Source organism: Streptomyces sp. NBC_00582 (assembly GCF_036345155.1).
GTDB lineage: Bacteria > Actinomycetota > Actinomycetes > Streptomycetales > Streptomycetaceae > Streptomyces.
The window spans coordinates 639,122-656,441 of record NZ_CP107772.1; the positions used below are offsets into that span (position 1 = coordinate 639,122).

At 70.1% G+C, this 17,320-nt stretch carries 19 protein-coding genes and 3 pseudogenes; 15 read left to right on the top strand and 7 right to left on the bottom strand.

Annotated elements, in window-relative coordinates:
* Position 1: 1 nt before the first annotated feature.
* Entirely contained in the window at positions 2-1,276 is a 1,275-nt protein-coding gene (locus OG852_RS02915; protein WP_330346959.1) for a flavin-containing monooxygenase, read from the bottom strand.
* A complete protein-coding gene (locus tag OG852_RS02920) occupies positions 1,164-2,327 on the bottom strand; it encodes an AraC family transcriptional regulator (protein WP_330346960.1) in 1,164 nt (387 codons plus the stop codon). The genes OG852_RS02915 and OG852_RS02920 overlap by 113 nt, the downstream gene beginning before the upstream one ends.
* Before the next feature lie 244 nt (positions 2,328-2,571).
* Between OG852_RS02920 and OG852_RS02925 the strand changes: the two genes are divergently transcribed.
* The gene (locus OG852_RS02925; RefSeq protein WP_330346961.1) at positions 2,572-2,778 is read left to right on the top strand and encodes a hypothetical protein; all 207 of its coding nucleotides are present in this window, start codon (positions 2,572-2,574) and stop codon (positions 2,776-2,778) included.
* A 95-nt stretch (positions 2,779-2,873) separates the two neighbouring features.
* Here the strand turns inward: OG852_RS02925 and arsM are convergent, their stop codons facing one another.
* A complete protein-coding gene (gene arsM, locus OG852_RS02930) occupies positions 2,874-3,767 on the bottom strand; it encodes an arsenite methyltransferase (protein ID WP_330346962.1) in 894 nt (297 codons plus the stop codon).
* A gap of 104 nt (positions 3,768-3,871) precedes the next feature.
* On the opposite strand from arsM, the gene OG852_RS02935 reads away from it, so the two are divergent.
* From OG852_RS02935 to OG852_RS02945, 3 genes are read left to right on the top strand one after another with little or no spacing between them, the layout of a single operon-like run.
* Positions 3,872-4,246, top strand: coding sequence for an ArsR/SmtB family transcription factor (locus tag OG852_RS02935; protein WP_133916523.1), 375 nt, complete (start codon positions 3,872-3,874; stop codon positions 4,244-4,246).
* The gene (locus tag OG852_RS02940) at positions 4,243-4,980 is read left to right on the top strand and encodes an aquaporin (RefSeq protein WP_208117337.1); all 738 of its coding nucleotides are present in this window, start codon (positions 4,243-4,245) and stop codon (positions 4,978-4,980) included. The genes OG852_RS02935 and OG852_RS02940 overlap by 4 nt, the downstream gene beginning before the upstream one ends.
* A gap of 25 nt (positions 4,981-5,005) precedes the next feature.
* The gene (locus tag OG852_RS02945; protein WP_330346963.1) at positions 5,006-5,428 is read left to right on the top strand and encodes an arsenate reductase ArsC; all 423 of its coding nucleotides are present in this window, start codon (positions 5,006-5,008) and stop codon (positions 5,426-5,428) included.
* Between the two features lie 55 nt (positions 5,429-5,483).
* Here OG852_RS02945 and OG852_RS02950 read toward each other — a convergent pair whose 3' ends face one another.
* Positions 5,484-5,717: a pyridoxamine 5'-phosphate oxidase family protein gene (locus tag OG852_RS02950; protein ID WP_330346964.1), complete on the bottom strand. Its 234-nt coding sequence runs from the start codon at positions 5,715-5,717 to the stop codon at positions 5,484-5,486.
* 131 nt (positions 5,718-5,848) lie between these two features.
* Positions 5,849-6,160 (bottom strand): annotated as a pseudogene (locus OG852_RS02955) (alpha/beta fold hydrolase); the annotation flags it as partial.
* 275 nt (positions 6,161-6,435) lie between these two features.
* On the opposite strand from OG852_RS02955, the gene OG852_RS02960 reads away from it, so the two are divergent.
* From OG852_RS02960 to OG852_RS50865, 7 genes and pseudogenes are all read left to right on the top strand, one after another.
* Positions 6,436-7,347 (top strand): alpha/beta hydrolase, encoded by a 912-nt coding sequence (locus tag OG852_RS02960; RefSeq protein WP_330346965.1) that lies wholly within the window; start codon positions 6,436-6,438, stop codon positions 7,345-7,347.
* A gap of 34 nt (positions 7,348-7,381) precedes the next feature.
* A complete protein-coding gene (locus OG852_RS02965; RefSeq protein WP_330346966.1) occupies positions 7,382-7,981 on the top strand; it encodes a flavodoxin family protein in 600 nt (199 codons plus the stop codon).
* A 48-nt stretch (positions 7,982-8,029) separates the two neighbouring features.
* Complete coding sequence (locus OG852_RS02970; RefSeq protein WP_133916906.1) at positions 8,030-8,422, top strand: nuclear transport factor 2 family protein; 393 nt, start codon at positions 8,030-8,032, stop codon at positions 8,420-8,422.
* Positions 8,423-8,463: 41 nt separating this feature from the next.
* A complete protein-coding gene (locus OG852_RS02975) occupies positions 8,464-9,162 on the top strand; it encodes a type 1 glutamine amidotransferase domain-containing protein (protein ID WP_330346967.1) in 699 nt (232 codons plus the stop codon).
* Positions 9,163-9,301: 139 nt separating this feature from the next.
* Complete coding sequence (locus tag OG852_RS02980; protein WP_330346968.1) at positions 9,302-10,171, top strand: helix-turn-helix domain-containing protein; 870 nt, start codon at positions 9,302-9,304, stop codon at positions 10,169-10,171.
* 138 nt (positions 10,172-10,309) lie between these two features.
* The gene (locus OG852_RS02985; protein ID WP_330346969.1) at positions 10,310-11,242 is read left to right on the top strand and encodes an NADP-dependent oxidoreductase; all 933 of its coding nucleotides are present in this window, start codon (positions 10,310-10,312) and stop codon (positions 11,240-11,242) included.
* Positions 11,239-11,569 (top strand): annotated as a pseudogene (locus tag OG852_RS50865) (hypothetical protein); the annotation flags it as partial. The gene OG852_RS02985 and the pseudogene OG852_RS50865, both read left to right, overlap by 4 nt.
* Positions 11,570-12,025: 456 nt before the next feature.
* Here OG852_RS50865 and OG852_RS02990 read toward each other — a convergent pair.
* Positions 12,026-12,892, bottom strand: a complete 867-nt coding sequence (locus OG852_RS02990; protein ID WP_133916910.1) for a helix-turn-helix transcriptional regulator — start codon at positions 12,890-12,892, stop codon at positions 12,026-12,028.
* Between the two features lie 57 nt (positions 12,893-12,949).
* On the bottom strand, positions 12,950-13,819 hold the full coding sequence (locus OG852_RS02995; protein WP_330346970.1) for a helix-turn-helix domain-containing protein: 870 nt from the start codon (positions 13,817-13,819) through the stop codon (positions 12,950-12,952).
* Between the two features lie 219 nt (positions 13,820-14,038).
* Between OG852_RS02995 and OG852_RS03000 the strand changes: the two are divergent.
* From OG852_RS03000 to OG852_RS03015, 4 genes and pseudogenes are all read left to right on the top strand, one after another.
* A pseudogene (locus tag OG852_RS03000) lies at positions 14,039-14,370 on the top strand (carboxymuconolactone decarboxylase family protein).
* A gap of 59 nt (positions 14,371-14,429) precedes the next feature.
* Positions 14,430-15,446 carry a zinc-dependent alcohol dehydrogenase family protein gene (locus OG852_RS03005; RefSeq protein ID WP_330346971.1) on the top strand — a complete coding sequence of 339 codons (1,017 nt, stop codon included), beginning with the start codon at positions 14,430-14,432 and terminating at the stop codon, positions 15,444-15,446.
* A gap of 11 nt (positions 15,447-15,457) precedes the next feature.
* Entirely contained in the window at positions 15,458-15,619 is a 162-nt protein-coding gene (locus OG852_RS03010) for a DUF2255 family protein (RefSeq protein WP_330346972.1), read from the top strand.
* Between the two features lie 69 nt (positions 15,620-15,688).
* Positions 15,689-17,275, top strand: coding sequence for a Na+/H+ antiporter (locus OG852_RS03015; protein ID WP_330346973.1), 1,587 nt, complete (start codon positions 15,689-15,691; stop codon positions 17,273-17,275).
* The last annotated feature ends 45 nt before the right edge of the window (positions 17,276-17,320 follow it).

A 17,320-nucleotide genomic window follows, 5' to 3' on the forward strand; every position in this document is an offset into this window, starting at 1 on the left:
GTCAGCCTCCCGTCCGGACGTTGTCGCCGGCCGAGCGCACCGACGAGCGGGGCACACCGCGCAGTTCGCGCCGGAGCCGGGCGCGCGCGATGTCGGCGGAGTCCAGGAGATAGGTCTGCCGCATCCGCCACGGGGCCCGGTGGCCCTGCCGGGGGAAGCTCCGCACGCCCCGCTGGACGTAGCCGGACGCCAGCTCGATCATTGGCTCTTCCCGCACGCCGGACTCCGCGGGCGGGGTGACCGACGCGAGGTCGGCGCGGCGCATGTGGTTCAGGACGCGGCACACCAGCCGCGCGGTGAGGTCCGCCCGCATCGTCCAGGACAGGTTGACGTAGCCGAAGCAGAGCGCGAGGTTCGGTACGTCGCTGAGCATGGCGCCCCGCCACAGCAGGTGACGGGCCGGCTCGACCGGCTCGCCGTCGACGCTCACCGCGATGTGCCCGAACGCCAGCATGCGCAGCCCGGTCGCCGTCACCACGACGTCGGCCGGCAGCACCCTGCCCGACGTGAGCCGGACGCCCTCGGCGACGAAGCGCTCGACGTGATCGGTGACCACCTCGACCTCCTCGCGCTGGATCGCCTTGAACAGGTCCGCGTCGGCCGTGATGCAGACCCGCTGGTCCCACGGCGCGTACGACGGGGTGAAGTGCTCGCGTACCGCCTCCTCGCCGATCCGCCGCGCGGCGGCCCCGGTCAGCAGCGCCCGTGCCCGGTCCGGGAAGCGTCGGCAGTAGTGGTAGAAGGCGTTGGAGTAGGCGGCGTTGCGCGCCCTGACGACCCGGTGCGCGAGCCCGGCGGGCAGCCTCCGCCGGACCCGGGCCGCGAACCGGTCCTTGCGGGGCAGCGCGCCGATCCAGGTCGGCGTGCGCTGCAGCATGGTCACCTTCGCCGCCTCGCGGGCCATCGCGGGGACCACGGTGATCGCGGTCGCGCCGCTGCCGATCACGACGACCCGCTTGCCCGCGTAGTCGAGTCCCTCTGGCCAGAACTGCGGGTGCACCACCGTCCCGGCGAAGGACTCGGTCCCCGGGAACTGCGGGTCGTGCCCGCGCTCGTGGTCGTAGTAGCCGGTGCACAGGTAGAGGAAGGCGCACGTCATGGTGGACCGTCGCGGCTCGTCGGCGCCGTCGCTCCGCTCGACGGTCACCGTCCAACGGGCTTCCTCACCGGACCAGTCGGCCGCGACCACCTTCGTGGCGCAGTGGATGCGGCGGTCGATGCCGAACTCCTCCGCCGTGCGCCGCAGGTAGTCGAGGATCTCGTCGCCGTCGGCCATGGAGTTGTCGCCGGTCCAGGGCTGGAAGGGGAAACTGAGCGTGTAGATGTCGGAGTCCGCCCGGACCCCGGGATACCGGAACAGGTCCCACGTGCCGCCCAGGGACTCCCGGGCTTCCAGCACGGCGTACGACCGGTCTGGGCACTGCGACTGCACCCGGTACGCGGCGTCGACGCCGGTGCGCGGCGGTCTTGCGTACGTCGTCGAGGATCGCCTGGAAGGAGGTGCCCTCCTGCGCCAGCCGCCGCTGCAGCGTGCGCGGATGCAGGTGGAGCCACCCGGCGACCAGTTCGATCCGCGCCGGGACCGTGCCCAGAGCGCGGCTGACCGCCGACCGCACGCCGGCCGCGACGCCCTCGCGGGGATCGGTGTAGTGCGCCTCCAGGTACTCCACGACCATGCGCCGCAGCTCGGGGTTGACCGGCGTCGACATCGGCTGGACGAAGAGCTTCGTGGGCACCCTCAGCAGGGCGCGACCGGTGTCGAAGTGGACCGGCGCGCCGAAGAACTCGGTGTACACGGACTCGTCGGTGAGCGGCGGATGGGGCAGATGGACGCCGAGCAGCTCGTATCCACCGCTCATGGTGATGAGATTGCGGTGCAACATGCCCAGCCCCGCGTCGATCGTCTGCGGTTCGTAGGGGATGTCCGGATGCAGCATCCGGTACTCGACGGCCCCGACCCCCGCATAACGCTCGGGATCGTCCGCCCGCGAGAGGCGAATGCCCTGGTTGTGCACGAACAGGAACCGTGACGCGCAGTCCACGCCCTCTCCGACCGTGTCGCAGTTCCCCACCGCCAGGGCCAGCGGGCCGAGCATCGACATGTCCTGGTACGCCGCCAGGCGCAGCCCGAGATCGGGGCAGTCCAGCGTCTTGGTGGCCCGGCGCAGGATCCGCCCGGCCGTCACGGTCGGCAGCAGTCCATGGTCGGAATCCAGGTCACCGGGCGAGACGCCGAACTCGGCGAGCAGCGCCGCCCCGTTGCCCCCGAGGTTGTCTATGAGGCGATCGATGCCCCGAATCGCGGCGGCCCGGATCTCCGACTGCATCCGCCAACGGTATCGCCGTCAGGTCAGGCGTCGTGGCCAACGGCGACGGCACCCTCGCCATGCACGACAGGATCGGCACCGGGGCCCGGGCCTGGGTCCATGAGCCGCGGGGACCTCCACCACCGGCACACGGACGAGCGGCAGATCTGGATCGCGGCCGGGATCGGCATCATGCCCTTTCTGAGCTCCGTCAGGAGCCTCGTCGAGGCGCCCCTTTCGCGACGGGATCGCCGCGGCGGCAGGAGTGTTCCCCTGGCTGCACCTGCACCTGGTCGTCTCCGAGCGGGACGGGCGCCTCACGGCGCGACGTGTTCTCGCCGAGGGCGCCGCCGGACGGCACGCCTCGGCGTACCTCTGCGGGCCGCCCGCCCTGGTCCACACCTTCACCCGGGATCTCACAGCCCTGGGTCTCACCGGGTCCGTACGTCACGAGGCCTTCTCGCCCAGGTGAGGGCAGGCCGTACGAAGGTGCCGGTCTCGTGGCCCGTGGACGTCGCCCTCGCGCGACCCGTGGCGCAGCTCCCGAGACGCCGCCCCGTTCTTGCCTCAGTCCTGGCAGCCGCACCCTGACGCGGTCTTGGCCTGCGTCACCGTGAGGGCGGCGTCGACGGAGGTCTCGGCGGGCGTACAGCAGGCGTCGACGCCGCAGCAGGCATCACTCGACTCGGAGGTCGGGCGGGCGTTTTCGGCGGTCAGCGGCTTCGTCGCGCGGACGATCGCGGAGTGCATGCCGTCGGCGACCGGGTGGGTCGGGGTGATCTCGACGTCCGTGAACCCGGCGGCTTCGAGTCCGGCGCGGTATTCGGCGAAGGAGAGAGCGCCGGCGATGCAGCCGACGTAGTCGCCGCGCTCGGCCCGCTGGTCGGGGGTGAGGGTGTCGTCGGCGACGACGTCGGAGACGCCGATCCGGCCGCCGGGCTTGAGGACGCGGAAGGTCTCGGCGAAGACGGCGTCCTTGTCCGTGGACAGGTTGATCACGCAGTTGGAGATGACGACGTCGATCGTGGCCGCGGGCAGTGGGACGGCTTCGATGGTGCCCTTGAGGAATTCCACGTTGGCGGCGCCCGCCTTCGCGGCGTTGGCCAGGGCAAGGGCGAGCATCTCCTCGGTCATGTCCAGTCCGTACGCCTTGCCGGTGGGGCCCACGCGGCGGGCGGAGAGCAGCACGTCGATGCCGCCGCCGGATCCGAGGTCCAGGACGCGCTCGCCTTCGTGGAGTTCGGCGACGGCGGTGGGGTTGCCGCAGCCGAGGGAGGCGGCCACCGCTTCGGCGGGCAGGGCGTCGCGGTCGTCGGCGGCGTAGAGGGCGGAGCCGAAGTTCTCGTCGACCTCGACCGGCTCGGGCCCGCAGCAGGCGGTGCCGCCCTCGGCGACCTTCACGGCTGCGGCGGCGTACCGCCGGCGGACGGTTTCGCGCAGGTCGGTGGAAAGCTCGCTCATGTCTTCACTCCTGAATGACGGGCATGGCGGTGCCCGGGACGGCTTGTATTGACGTTCTTTGATGCAACCTTGCGCCTTGAATCGAAAAACGTCAACATAGAGGCATGTCGAAACAAGAGCTTGAGGTGATCGGCCAGGACGCCGCCTGCTGCCCGGGCCTGTCCGCCGCACCGCTGGACGAAGACCAGGCGGCCGACCTGGCGAAGGTCTTCAAGGCGCTGGGCGACCCGGTCCGGTTGCGGCTGATGTCGATGATCGCCTCGCGGGGCGAGGGCGGTGAGGTCTGCGTGTGCGAGCTGACCCCGGCCTTCGACCTGTCCCAACCGACGATCTCGCACCACCTCAAACTGCTACGACAGGCCGGGCTCATCGACTGCGAGCGCCGCGGGACCTGGGTGTACTACTGGGCGCTGCCCGGCCTCCTGGACCGGCTCGCCGCGTTCCTGACCACCACGCAGCCCGCCGGAGCCACTGCGTGACCGCGCCGCTCGGCCGTCGGGTTGCCGCCGAGGCGATCGGCACCGGGCTGCTGGTGGCGGTGGTGGTCGGTTCCGGCATCCAGGCCACTGAGCTGTCCCATGATGGCGGTGTCCAGCTGCTCGCCAACTCCCTGGCCACCGTCTTCGGCCTGGGTGTACTGATCGCCCTGTTCGGGCCGGTCTCGGGCGCGCACTTCAACCCCGCCGTGACCCTGGCCGCCTGGTTCACCGGCCGCCGGACCCCGGGCGGCCTCGCCTGGCGGGACGTCGCGGCGTACGTGCCCGCCCAGATCGCGGGAGCAATCAGCGGGGCGGTCCTGTCCGACGCGATGTTCGCCAAGCCGTTGGTGAAGCTCTCCACCCACGACCGGTCCGCCGGCCATCTGTGGCTCGGCGAGCTCGTCGCCACGGCCGGGCTCATCCTGCTGATCTTCGGCCTCGGCCGGATCGACCGCGCCTCGCCGGCGTCGGCCACAGTGGCCTGCTACATCGGGGCCGCCTACTGGTTCACCTCCTCCACCTCGTTCGCGAACCCCGCGGTGACCATCGGCCGGTCCTTCACCGACACGTTCGCCGGAATCGCGCCCGGCTCCGTCGCCCCCTTCATCGCCGCGCAGTTGCTCGGCGGCGCCCTCGGGCTCGCCGTCGTGACGGCGGTCCACGGTCCGCACACCGCTCCGGCACGCGGCGCGATCGAGGACCCGCTCAGCGAACCCGAACCCGCCACCTCCTGACCACACCCCGAGAAGGACACCCGCCATGAGCACTCCCGCCATGCGCCCGTCGGTGCTGTTCGTCTGCGTCCACAACGCCGGCCGCTCCCAGATGGGCGCCGCCTTCCTCACCCACCTCGCCGGAGACCGCGTCGAGGTCCGCTCAGCGGGCTCCGCGCCCGCCGACTCCGTCAACCCGGCAGTCGTAGAAGCGATGAGGGAGGTCGGCATCGACATCTCCGCCCAGACCCCGAAGGTCCTGACCACGGAGACGGTGCGGTCCTCGGACGTGGTAATCACCATGGGCTGCGGCGACGCCTGCCCCGTCTTCCCCGGCAAGCGGTACCTGGACTGGCAGCTCGACGACCCGGCGGGCCGGGGCGTCGAGGCCGTGCGGCCGATCCGCGACGCCGTCGAAGCGCGGGTGCGGGGTCTGCTCGGCGAACTGGGCATCCCGGCCTCCGCCTGATCTCCGCCCGGGGCGCGACCAGGAACCGACGTTCAGCAGCACGACCCGGGTTCGCTCAAGCCGGAACACCGACAATCTTCCGCGGCACGACGCGGATGATCACGCGGTCCTCGCCGTTCTTCGCGGCGGGCAGGTCCACGCCGAGGTACTTGCGCCAGAGCTCGCGCAGGAGGAGCTTGCCTTCGTCCGGGACGATCTCGGCGGTTCCCCGGATCTCAACGTACGTATGGGGGTTGGCGAGGTCGTAGACCGAGATGCTGATACGGGGGTCGCGGCGCAGGTTTCGCACCTTCTGGCGGTGGTCGAGCCGGAGCCACTCGTCGGTTCACCGTCTTCGGAGGCGGCGATCCTGTTCCAGACCGAGGAGGCAAGCGCGAGCCGGTTGTCACGGTGTGCGAAGGCGGCGGTCAGAACGAGCGCGGTGACGCGCTCGGGATGGCGGGCGGCTGCACGGATGGCGACCGCGCCGCCGAGGGAGTAGCCGGTACGGCGGACCGGTCGAGACCCTCCGCGTCGGCGGCGGCCACCAAGTTGGTCGGCGAGCGACAGCGGGGGCCGTCCGCGGAGTTTCACCTCTGCCCGGATGGTCGACACCGACGACGGTGTGGCGTGCGGCGAGACCTTCGAGGACGGGGCCAAAGGTGTTGGCCAGGCTGCTGTGCCGGCGCCGTGGGCGAGGAGCAAGCCGGGACCGGAGCCGAGGCGCGTTCGGGCGAATACGGGCTCGGACATGGTGCGTGACGTCTCGGAACCGCGGGAGTCATCGCCCTGATGGCATCGGCCCTCGGCAGCGCGACCATGGCCTTCATGCGCGACAGTTGCTCAGGCGTCTTGCCGTGCAGATCGCCGTCGGAACGCAAGGAATGCGAAGGGGACTCGCCCGGTAATTCATATCCAGGGGACAGTTTCTTCCCCCCATCGCGAGTGGACATCGTCTCGGCACCGGCGAATCATGGTGTGCGGACCGCCAATCGGCGAAACACGGGCGAGAAAAGGGGACAGGCGCCATGGTCGAGACCGTTTCCTTCAGGAACAAAGAAGTAGAAATAGCGGGACACCTTCACCTGCCGGACGACTTCGACGAAGAAAAGAAGTATCCGGCCCTGGTCGGAATTCATCCGGCCGGTGGCGTGAAGGAGCAGACCATCGGCCAGTACGCGAAGCGACTGGCCGCCCACGGATTCGTCACCGTGGTCTACGACTCCTCCTATCAGGGAGAAAGCGGCGGCGAACCGCGTCTCCTGGAGGACCCCACCACCAGAGTGGAGGACGCCCGCTGTGCCGCGGACTTCCTCACCACCCTCCCGTACGTCGACGCCGAGCGCATGGGTGTCTTCGGTATCTGCGCGGGTGGCGGCTACGCGATCAGCGTGGCGCAGACCGAACGCCGCTTCAAGGCGGTGGCCACGGTCAGCGCAGCCCCGATGGGCGAGGGCTCCCGGGGCTTCCTGGGGCACCTGTCCCCGGTGGCCGAGCAGATCAAAACCCTGGAGATGGTCGCCCAGCAGCGCACGGCGGAGGCACGGGGGGCGGCACCCGCCTACGCTCCCTTCGTCCCGGAGACGCTGGAAGAGATCGACGACAACACGCCGGACCTGTTGCGTGAGGGATACGACTACTACCGGACTCCACGTGGTCAGCATCCCCATTCCAAGGGCCGTTTCCTGCTGACCAGCATGGACAAGATGTACGCCTTCTCGGCGTTCGACCAGATTCCGGAACTCCTGACCCAGCCGCTGCTCCTCATCGCGGGCAGCAAGGCCGACACAAAGGTGTTCAGCGACCAGGCGTACGAGCTTTCCAACGGGCCGAAGGAACTGTTCGTCGTCGACGGCGCGACACACATCGCCATGTACGACGTGCCCGAGTACATGGACCAGGCGATCACCAAAATGGTGAAGTTCTTCGCCGTCCTTTAGTCCCGCCGAAGAAATGATTCGAGGAGCACGAAGCATGTCCCACCCCGGCCGGCCCACCGTCGCCATCGCCTTTCATTCGGGCTACGGGCACACAGCCGTCATCGCCGAAGCCGTGGCGCGTGGTGCCACGGCTGCCGGCGCCGAGGTCGTCTCGATCTCCGTCGACACCATCACCGACGAGCAGTGGGCACAGCTGGACGCCGCCGACGCGATCATCTTCGGTGCCGCGACGTACATGGGCACCGCCTCCGCGGCCTTCCACACCTTCGCCCAGGCCAGCAGCAAGCGCTGGTTCCCGCACGCCTGGGTGGACAAGCTCGCCGCGGGCTTCACCAACTCCGGGGCGAAGAGCGGCGACAAGTCCTCCACCCTGGGGTACTTCGCCACTCTGGCCGCCCAGCACGGCATGCACTGGATCAGCCTGGGTCTGCTGCCGGGATGGGACTCCACCAAGGGCAGCGAGGACGACATCAACCGGCTGGGCTTCTTCCTGGGCGCCGGCGCGCAGAGCCCGACCGACGCCGGCCCCGAGGCTGTCCACCCGTCGGACATCGCCACCGCGGAGCACCTCGGTGCGCGTGTCGCGCGGCAGGCCGCGATCTTCCGCGCCGGGCTGGCCGCCCTCGCCGCCTGATCACAGGACCCTTTTTCCGCTTCACCCACCCCCCGCAAGGAGTACGCCATGTCCGATTCCGCGAGCCTCGCCCTCATCCGCCGGGTCTACGAGTCCCGGATGGCCCCCGAGGTCACCAAGGAGGTGATGGCTGCGGACTTCGTCTGGGACATCACCCCCGGCTTCCCGAACAGCGGTGTCTACCACGGCTGGGACAGCGTGGCCACGGACTTCTTCGGCAAGACCATGCCGAACTACGAGTCCTTCGGCGCGGTGCCCGAGGAGTTCTTCGCGGACGACGAGGGCCATGTCTTCGTCTACGGCCACTACCACGCCGAGACGAGGACCGGGAACACCGCCGACGTGCGGTTCCTGCACCTGTGGACCGTCCGCGACGGCCAGGCCGTACGCATGCGACAGATCGCCGACAGCCACGTCCTCCAGGAAGCCCTCAAGGGCTGACCGTCCCCCGCTCAGACCTCCCCTCTTTCAGGAGCTCCCCCATGGCGAAGATCCTCTTCGTGATCACCGCGTCCGACCACTGGACGCTGGCCGACGGAACCCGCCAGCCCGCCGGTTTCTGGGCCGAGGAGGCCCTCGGCCCCTACCAGGTCTTCAAGGAGGCCGGATACGACATCGCGGCGGCGACCCCCGGCGGTGTGCCACCGACCGCGGACGCGCTCAGCCTCACCGCGGAGTTCAACGGAGGCGAGGAAGGCGCCGAGCGCATGCGCACCGCACTGCGGGAGGCCACCGAGCTGGCGCACCCGATGCGCATCGAGGACGTCGAGATCGACGACTACGTGGCCGTCTTCTACCCCGGCGGCTGGGGTCCGATGGAGGACCTGCCCGACAACGCCGCCTCCGGCCGGCTGCTCACCGACTGGCTCGCCTCCGGCAAGCCGGTCTCCCTCGTCTGCCACGGCCCCGCGGCCCTGCTGGCCACCATCGGCCCCGACGGCACGTCCCCCTTCTCCGGCTACCGCATGACCGGCCTGTCCAACGCCGAGGAGAAGCAGAACGGTCTCGCGGACCGCGCGAAGTGGCTGCTGCAGGACCGTCTCGTGGGCGACCTCAAGGCCGACTACCGCGAGGCCGACCCGTTCACCCCGCACGTCCAGGTCGACCGCACCCTCTACACCGGCCAGAACCCGTACTCGGCCGTCCCCCTCGCGCAGGAGCTGGTCAAGGCGCTGGGCTGACGATCCGGAAACGCCTCCGCCGGTGGCCCGGTGCGCGATCGCGCACCGGGCCACCGGCCGTCGCCGCCCACTGGCCGGTCAGCCAGGGGAGGAATCCGTACCCCCCACAAGATGCCGCGTCTGTGCCAGGCTGAAGGTCATGAACCGCAACCCGCATCTGAACGATCTGGGTGAGTTCCTCAAGGCGCGTCGTGCTGAGCTCACCCCCTCCGACGTCGGTCTCCGCGGCGGGCCACGGCGGCGTGTGAAGGGGCTGCGCCGTGAGGAGGTGGCACTCCTCGCCGCGATCAGCACCGAGTACTACACGCGGATCGAACAGGGCCGGCTCCAGGCCTCGGCTCCCCTGCTCGACGAGATCGCCCATGTGCTGCGACTCAACGACGACCAGCGGGCCTATCTCTTCGACCTCGCGGCGAAGGAGAGGGTGCGCCCGTCCGCGTACCGCGAGCGCCAGCAGGTGGACCCGCAGTTGCAGCGCATGCTGGACGACCTCAGCGCCTCCCCTGCCTTCGTCATCGGCCGGTACACCGACATCCTCGGCTGGAACCAGCTCGCCGCCGCCCTGTGGACCGACTTCGGGCGCTATCCCGAGCCGGAGCGTGTGTTCGTCCGGCTGCTGTTCACCGAGCCCTGGATGCGGGAGCTGTACGTCGACTGGGAGGAGGTGACCCGGCTGGCCATCGCGCAACTACGTATGGAGAGCGCGCGCTATCCCGACGACCAGCCGCTCACCGCGCTGGTCGAGGAGCTCTCCGCCCGTGACGCGCAGTTCCGGCAGTGGTGGACCGAACACGACGTCGCGATGCGAGGCAAGGGCGTCAAAAAGCTACGGCACCCGGTGGTGGGCGAGCTGACCCTCGACTGGAACACGCTCACCTGCGGCACCGACCCCGACCAGCACATCATCGTGTGGAACGCCGAACCCGGCAGCGCGTCCCACGACGGGCTGCGCCTCCTCGCCTCCTGGGCCGCCGACCAGAGGACGACGGCGTCCGACGCGGCGACCTGAGCGCTGTCACCCATGGGGGGAAGGATGCGTCCCCCCTGTGGCCGTATCCCCACCAGGATTCCTCCCCTTTTCCGGGCGTACCCGAGACGGAAAAGTCGAACACCTCGACGACCCATGTCAGACAACGAGGTGCTTCGCATGAAGGCTGTAGGTTTCACGGAATTCGGTGGGCCGGAGGTGCTCCAGGTTCTTGAGCTGCCTGCCCCGGATGCCGGTCCGGGAGAGGTACGCATCCAGGTGCGCGCCGCGACCGTCAACGCGGTCGACGCCCTCCAGCGCAGGGGACCCGCCCGGTCTCCGGACGCCCGGCCGCCGTTCGTTCCCGGCATGGAGGCCGCCGGTGTCGTCGACCAGATCGGGGCGGGTACAGACACGGACCTGCGCGTCGGTGACCAGGTGATCGCGATCGTGCTGGCAGACGGCTCCCACGGCGCCTACGCCGAGCACGTCGTGGTCCCGGTGGAGTCCGTGGTGCGCGCACCCCACGGCGCGAGCGACGTGCAGGCCGCGACCCTGCCGATGAACGGTCTCACCGCCCGTCTGGCGCTGGACACGCTCGGCCTGGCGGCCGGGCAGACCCTGGCGATCACCGGAGCGGCCGGCGCGGTGGGCGGTTACGCCGTCCAGCTGGCCAAGGCGGACGGGCTGCGGGTGGTGGCCGACGCCTCCGAGCAGGACGAGGCCCTGGTCAAGGAACTCGGCGCCGACATCGTCCTGCGGCGCGGCGCCGAATACCCCGATCGAGTACGAACAGAGGTCCCGGAAGGCGTCGACGGACTCCTCGACGGCGCCTCACTCGGCGCTCTGACCGCCCGGGCGGTACGTGACGGGGGCCGGGTGGTCACTCTGCTCGGCTACGACGGTCCCAGTGAACGCGGCATCCTCTACCAGCCGATCGTCGTGTTCCGCTACGCCCGGGAGCGGGCCAGGCTCGACCGGCTGCGGCAGCAGGTGGAGGACGGCCTGATCACGCTTCGGGTCGCCAGGACGTTCCCGGCGGAACAGGCCGCCGAGGCACACCGGCTCCTCGCCGCGGGAGGTGTGCGTGGCCGGCTGGTCCTGACGTTCTGATCGGCTCGGCGCTGTGCGGCCTGGCGCAGAGCATGTCCCAGCTGATCGGCTTCCGTACGCTGCGGGGTCTCGGCGGCGGCCTGATGATCCTGTCGGCGACACCGGATCGACTACCTCGGCACGCTCCTGATCGCGTCCGTCGCCACCTGTCTGATCCTGGTGACCTCGCTCGGCGGCAGGACCGGGGGGTGGACGTCGACCCCACTGACAGGGACCGCAGCACTGGCCGTCGTACTGCTTGTGTCGTTCCTCCTCGCCGAGCGCCGTGCCGCCGAACCGGTGCTTTCGCCGAAGCTGGTCCGGATCCGGGCGCACCGGATACGCGCGGCGGCCGGCCGCGACCCCTTGAGGAGCCACGCCGACCTGCTGCCCGCGTCCAGTTGGCGGTTGCTGCGGGCCTTGCGACCGAAGCGGTCGCTGTCGCCGGCGCGTCTCGCCGAGTACGGCCAGGTGCCGCTGCCGGTGATCCAGGATGCCTTGGATGAGATCGAGCAGCGCCGTCTGGCCACCCGCGCGTGCAGGGACCTGCTCCTCACGGACGCGGGGGGGGCGAGGCCGCGGCGAAGCTCTCGGCCGCCCGTCAGGATTCCTTCGCCGAACTGCTCGGCGACTGGTGGGGACCCGACCGGCCGACGGACCTGGTCGAACCGGTCGACGAGTTGTCGGCGCAGTTGTCGGGCTCCGATCGGGATCGACCGCACATCCCGGCGCCCCGGAGGGACCGCGTCCGTCGCGCATGATCCCGGGAGCCGTGCGCCCTGCCCGGACCGGACGCGGGAGTCCTCAGGCCGCCGCATCCTCTGCGGGCTGTTCCGGGTCCGCGGTCCACGACGCCAGGAGCAGAAGCCCGTCGTGCGACGGGGTCCCGGGTTCGGCGGTGGCGATCAGCAGCTTCTGCGCGGGGTCGGCGGCGCAGGTCAGGATGTCCCAGTCCAGGGTGAGGTCACCGACGACCGGGTGGCGCAGCCGCGTCGTACCCATCCGCAGGCCGTTCATCTGGCGGCCGGCCCACCACTGCCGGAAATCGGCGTCGGCCACCGACAACTCTCCGACGAGTGCGGCAATCCGGGGGTCGCCGGGGTACCGCGCGGCCTCCAGGCGCAGATGGGTCACGCAGGTCCGGGCATGGGTCCGCCAGTCGAGGCAGAGCTTCCGGAAGGCGGGGTCGGTGAACATCAGCCGCGCGTAGTTGCGCTTCTTCGCGGGGACCTTGTCGAAGTCGGTGAGCAGAGCAACTGCCGGAGGGTTCCAGGCGAGGATGTCCAGGTGCCGGCCGATGACGAGTGCGGGGCTCGTGGCCAGCTCGTCCAGAAGGCGTCTGAGCTGCGGGTGAGCCTTCTGCGTCGGCCGACGGCCTGATCCGCAGGCGCCTCCAGCCAGCTCGAACAGGTGGTCCCGCTGGTGATCGGACAGGTGCAGGACGCGGGCGAGCGTGGCGAGCACCGTCCTCGGCACGGGGGCGCGTCCCTGTTCCAGCCGCGCGTAGGCGTGGGTGCTGATCCCCACGAGGTGGGCGACCTCCTCACGGCGCAGCCCGGGCACGCGCCGGAGCGTCCCGGACTCGGGCAGACCGACGGTGCGCGGACCGAGTTGGGCCCGGCACTCCTTGAGGAATTCCCCCAGTTCAGTAAAACGCGCTTCGGTGCACATAGCAGCGAGTGTCACAGTATTCAGTCGAAATGTAAGGGGGAGATTTTCCTCCCCGGCTCAGCTGGCCCGCCCGGCCGGGGGTCCACCGGGCCGGCCGGTGGCCCGCGAGGCGAGGGCGCGCAGCCCGTCGTACGACGGCGTGCCCGGCTGAGCGGTCCAGACGATGAGTTCCTGATCGGGATCGCTGCCGCAGATGAGGGTGTCCCAGTCCAGGACGAGGTCGCCCACGAGGGGGTGGTGGAACCGCTTGACGCCCTGCCTGCGTGACGGCGCTCGACGGCTTGCCCACCATTGACCGAAGTCCCTGTCCTCCATGGAGAGTTCACCGACCAGGCTGATCAACTGCGGATCCTCGGGGTGTGTGGCGGCCTCTCTGCGCAGATGGGACACGCAGTCACGGGCGACGGCCCGCCAGTCCGCGTAGAGCGTCCGCATGGTGGGATCGGTGAAGAGGATACGGACGCAGTTCCGCCTGCTTTCCGGCACCTTCGCGAAATCGGTGAACAGGGCGACGGCGAGCGCATTCCACGCCAGGATGTCCATACGGCGGCCGATCACCACGCCGGGACTCGCGGTGAGATCGTCGAGCAGGCGGCGCAGCTGCGGGTGGGCCTTCTGCGCGGCCGGCCGGCGGTGTCGTGCCCGTTGCCGGCCGACCAGCTCGAACAGGTGGTCACGCTGGTGGTCGGACAGGTGCAGGACATGGGCGAGCGAGGCCAGCACCGACGCGGACGGTTGAATGCGGCCCTGTTCCAGCCGCGTGTAGTAGTCGGTGCTGATGGCGGCGAGCAGGGCGACCTCCTCCCTGCGCAGGCCGGGCACCCGTCGGCCGCCGGTGTCGGGCAGACCGACGGTGCGCGGGTTCAACTCGGCTCTCCGCGCCTTGAGGAATTCTCCTAGTTCGTTCGGTTGCGGGTCGCCGGTCATGACGCCAGTGTGGCATCATCCGGCCGCCGCGAAGGGGGTAAGGATTTCTCCCCTGGATAAGCAGTTCCCCGGATGGAATTCTCCCCTTTGCGGGCCCTCGGGGAACTGACAAAGTCGGTGCCGTGTCGGGCTGCCGGGATGGTGAGCGACCCGGAATCCAGAATTTCACCGGTGACCCACACACTCCCCCCACTCGAATCCACGCAGGAGCACCCCCTCATGTCCGAACGGAAGAAATTCGCCCCGCCGGCCATCCAGGAGTTCGCCCCCAAGCTCGCGGAGCTGACCGACACCGTCCTCTTCGGCGACATCTGGGAGCGCCCGGGCCTCTCCCCGCGCGACCGCAGCCTCGTCACCGTCACCGCGCTGGCCTCCCTGTACCGGGCCGACCAGCTCGGCTTCCACCTGGGCAAGGCCCGGAGAACGGTGTCACCGAGGACGAGCTGATCGAGGTCATCACCCATCTGGCCTTCTACGCCGGGTGGCCCAACGCCATGACCGCGATGACACAGCTCAAGGAGATCGCGGAGAAGGCAGAGCAGTCGGGCTGACGCCTGAGGGACGCCCGCACCTGACGGCACGACAGACACGAAGAGAGCTGGGAAGCACCTTGCGAGCAACCATCATTCACGCGCCGGGGGACGTCCGGGTGGAGAACGCCCCCGAGCCGACCATCACGGCTCCGACGGACGCGGTCATCCGCACCGTCGCCGCCTGCGTGTGCGGCTCCGACCTGTGGAGCTACCGAGGCGTCCTGCCGGTCGCCGAACCGTGGCCGATCGGCCACGAGTACGTCGGCGTCGTCGAGGAGGTCGGCAGCGAGGTCTCGACCGTCAGGCCGGGACAGTTCGTCATCGGTTCCTTCGTGGCCTCCGACAACACCTGCCCCAACTGCCGTGCCGGGTACCAGACTTCCTGCCTGCACGCGCAACAGGTGAACGGCGCCCAGTCCGAGTACGTCCGCATCCCTCTCGCCGACGGCACGCTGGTCGCCACCCCGGAGCAGCCGGACGAGGAGCTGATCCCGAGCCTGCTGACCCTGTCCGACGTCATGGGCACCGGCTGGTACGCCGCCCGAGCGGCCGAGGTCCGACCCGGTTCGACGGCCGTGGTCGTCGGTGACGGCGCGGTCGGCCTGTCCGGGGTCATCGCCGCGAAGGAGCTGGGCGCCGAGCGGATCATCGCCATGAGCCGGCACGAGTCCCGGCAGAAGCTGGCCCTGGAGTTCGGCGCCACCGACATCGTCACCGAGCGGGGCGAGGAAGGCGTCGCCCGCGTCAAGGAGCTGACCAACGGCGTCGGCGCCGACTCGGTCCTCGAGTGCGTCGGCACGCAGGAGTCGATGCACCAGGGCCTGCACTCCGCGCGTCCGGGGGGCAACGTCGGCTTCGTCGGCTTCCCCCACGGCACGCGGATCGACGGCCAGGAGCTCTTCTTCTCCCACGTCGGCCTGCGCGGCGGCCCCGCTCCGGTGCGCGCCTACCTGCCCGATCTGATCGACCGCGTCTTCGACGGCCGTATCGACCCGGGCAAGGTCTTCGACCTCACCCTGCCCCTGGACGAGGTGGCCGAGGGCTACAAGGCCATGGACGAGCGCCGCGCCATCAAGACGCTGCTGCGTCCGTGATCGTGGCTCCCATGACCGTCTGGACAGGCGTCACCTTCGCCGAGGTGCCGGACCCGGGGACCAACGACCGCGTGGACACGGCGTACCGGAGCGAGTACGGCCGTTTCGGCGGTGCTCGCGTCGATCCCAGGGCAGCCGCGCGTGCCACGACGCTGCGGCTGCTGCCCGGATGACCAGGAAGATCCCCGTCGAACCCGCCGAGCCGTCACCGCCGGCCGGCCCCGCCCCGGAGTAAGTAAGTCATGCTCGGTCTCGAACTCGTCGTCGTCCTGGGTGCGGCGGTGCTCGCGGGGAACTTCCTTGGACAGCGCTTCCGCGTCGCACCGCCTGTCGTGCTCCTCGTCCTGGGCGCCCTCATCGGCCTCGTCCCGGCCGTCCGTCAGCCCCAACTCCCCCCCGAAGTGGTGTTGTTGCTCTTCCTTCCCGTGCTGCTGTACTGGGAGAGCCTGACCACGTCGATGCGGGAGATCCGGACGAACCTGCGCGGCATCGCCCTGCTCAGCACCGTGCTGGTGATCCTCACCGCGGGGGCGGTGGCGGTCGCCGGGCACGCACTCGGGCTGCCGTGGGGACCGGCCTGGGCCCTTGGCGCGGCCGTGGCGCCCACGGACGCCACAGCGGTGAGCGCCCTGGCGGGTTCCCTGCCACGCCGCCAGATCACGGTCCTGCGCGCGGAGAGCCTCGTCAACGACGGCACCGCCCTGGTGATCTACGGTCTGGCGGTCGGTATCACCGTGGGCGAGGAGCACCTCACCCTCCCCCACGTCGGGGCACTGTTCCTGCTGGCGTACGGCGGCGGGGCCGCGGTCGGCGTCGCGGTCGCCTGGGTCAACATGAACCTGCGTCGCCGGCTGGACGATCCTCTGCTCGGCAACCTCGTCATGATCCTCGCGCCGTTCACGGCGTATCTGCTGGCCGAGGTGATCCACGCCTCCGGCGTCCTCGCGGTCGTGGTGAGCGGCCTGATCATGGCCCAGGTGGCGCCCAGCCTCATCCGGGCCGAGCACCGCCGCCAGGCCCTGGCCTTCTGGCCGCTGGCCACGTTCATCATCAACGGCGCCCTGTTCGTCCTGGTGGGAGTGGAACTGCAGTACGCCCTGCGCCACTTGAGCCGGTCCGACCTCAGGCACGCCCTCATCGCGATCGCGGTGGTCAGCGCGGTCCTGGTCGCGGTCCGGTTCGTGTTCCTGTTCTCCTCCGCCTACCTGATCCGCGGGATCGACCGGCGTCCCGAGCAGCGTCTGCGGAGAATGAGCGACCGGGCCCGAGTGGTCAGTGGGTTCGCGGGCTTCCGGGGCGCGGTGTCGCTGGCGGTGGCACTGTCCGTGCCGGAGACCCTCGACTCGGGTGCGCCGTTCCCCGGCCGGGCGTTCATCGTCTTCGTCACCTCCGGTGTCATCGTGGTGACCCTCGTGGTGCAGGGGCTGCTGCTGCCGGGCGTGGTGCGCTGGGCCCGGCTGCCCCGCGACACCTCCGTCGACGAGGAGCAGATCCTCGCCGAGACCACAGCGACCGAGGAGGCCATCAAGGCGCTTCCCGGGCTCGCGACGCAACTGGGCACCACCCCCAAGGTCATGGAGTGGCTGCGGCAGGAGTACGAGGCCAACCTGGCGACCGTACGAGCGCGGGGCGCGGGCACGGACGACGATCCCGCCCTGCTCCACAACCGCCACTACACCGACCTCCGACTCGCCCTCATCGCCACCAAGCGCGCGACCGTCGTCCGCCTGAGGGACGAGGCGCAGATCGACGACACCGTGCTCCGCCGGCTCCAGGCGGCCCTGGATGCCGAAGAGGTCCGGCTGGCCGGAGGCGAGCAGGGGGAGTAGAGCAAGCAACCACCTGGCCTCCACGTCCCAAGCCCACGAGAAGGA

Bases quoted from the DNA above. Each gene is read 5' to 3' on its own strand.
- OG852_RS02915 (WP_330346959.1), bottom strand. From the start codon at position 1,276: ATGGCCGACGGCGACGAGATCCTCGACTACCTGCGGCGCACGGCGGAG.
- OG852_RS02920 (WP_330346960.1), bottom strand. From the start codon at position 2,327: ATGCAGTCGGAGATCCGGGCCGCCGCGATTCGGGGCATCGATCGCCTC.
- arsM (WP_330346962.1), bottom strand. From the start codon at position 3,767: ATGAGCGAGCTTTCCACCGACCTGCGCGAAACCGTCCGCCGGCGGTAC.
- OG852_RS02935 (WP_133916523.1), top strand. From the start codon at position 3,872: ATGTCGAAACAAGAGCTTGAGGTGATCGGCCAGGACGCCGCCTGCTGC.
- OG852_RS02945 (WP_330346963.1), top strand. From the start codon at position 5,006: ATGAGCACTCCCGCCATGCGCCCGTCGGTGCTGTTCGTCTGCGTCCAC.
- OG852_RS02960 (WP_330346965.1), top strand. From the start codon at position 6,436: ATGGTCGAGACCGTTTCCTTCAGGAACAAAGAAGTAGAAATAGCGGGA.
- OG852_RS02965 (WP_330346966.1), top strand. From the start codon at position 7,382: ATGTCCCACCCCGGCCGGCCCACCGTCGCCATCGCCTTTCATTCGGGC.
- OG852_RS02970 (WP_133916906.1), top strand. From the start codon at position 8,030: ATGTCCGATTCCGCGAGCCTCGCCCTCATCCGCCGGGTCTACGAGTCC.
- OG852_RS02975 (WP_330346967.1), top strand. From the start codon at position 8,464: ATGGCGAAGATCCTCTTCGTGATCACCGCGTCCGACCACTGGACGCTG.
- OG852_RS02980 (WP_330346968.1), top strand. From the start codon at position 9,302: ATGAACCGCAACCCGCATCTGAACGATCTGGGTGAGTTCCTCAAGGCG.
- OG852_RS02985 (WP_330346969.1), top strand. From the start codon at position 10,310: ATGAAGGCTGTAGGTTTCACGGAATTCGGTGGGCCGGAGGTGCTCCAG.
- OG852_RS02990 (WP_133916910.1), bottom strand. From the start codon at position 12,892: ATGTGCACCGAAGCGCGTTTTACTGAACTGGGGGAATTCCTCAAGGAG.
- OG852_RS02995 (WP_330346970.1), bottom strand. From the start codon at position 13,819: ATGACCGGCGACCCGCAACCGAACGAACTAGGAGAATTCCTCAAGGCG.
- OG852_RS03010 (WP_330346972.1), top strand. From the start codon at position 15,458: ATGACCGTCTGGACAGGCGTCACCTTCGCCGAGGTGCCGGACCCGGGG.
- OG852_RS03015 (WP_330346973.1), top strand. From the start codon at position 15,689: ATGCTCGGTCTCGAACTCGTCGTCGTCCTGGGTGCGGCGGTGCTCGCG.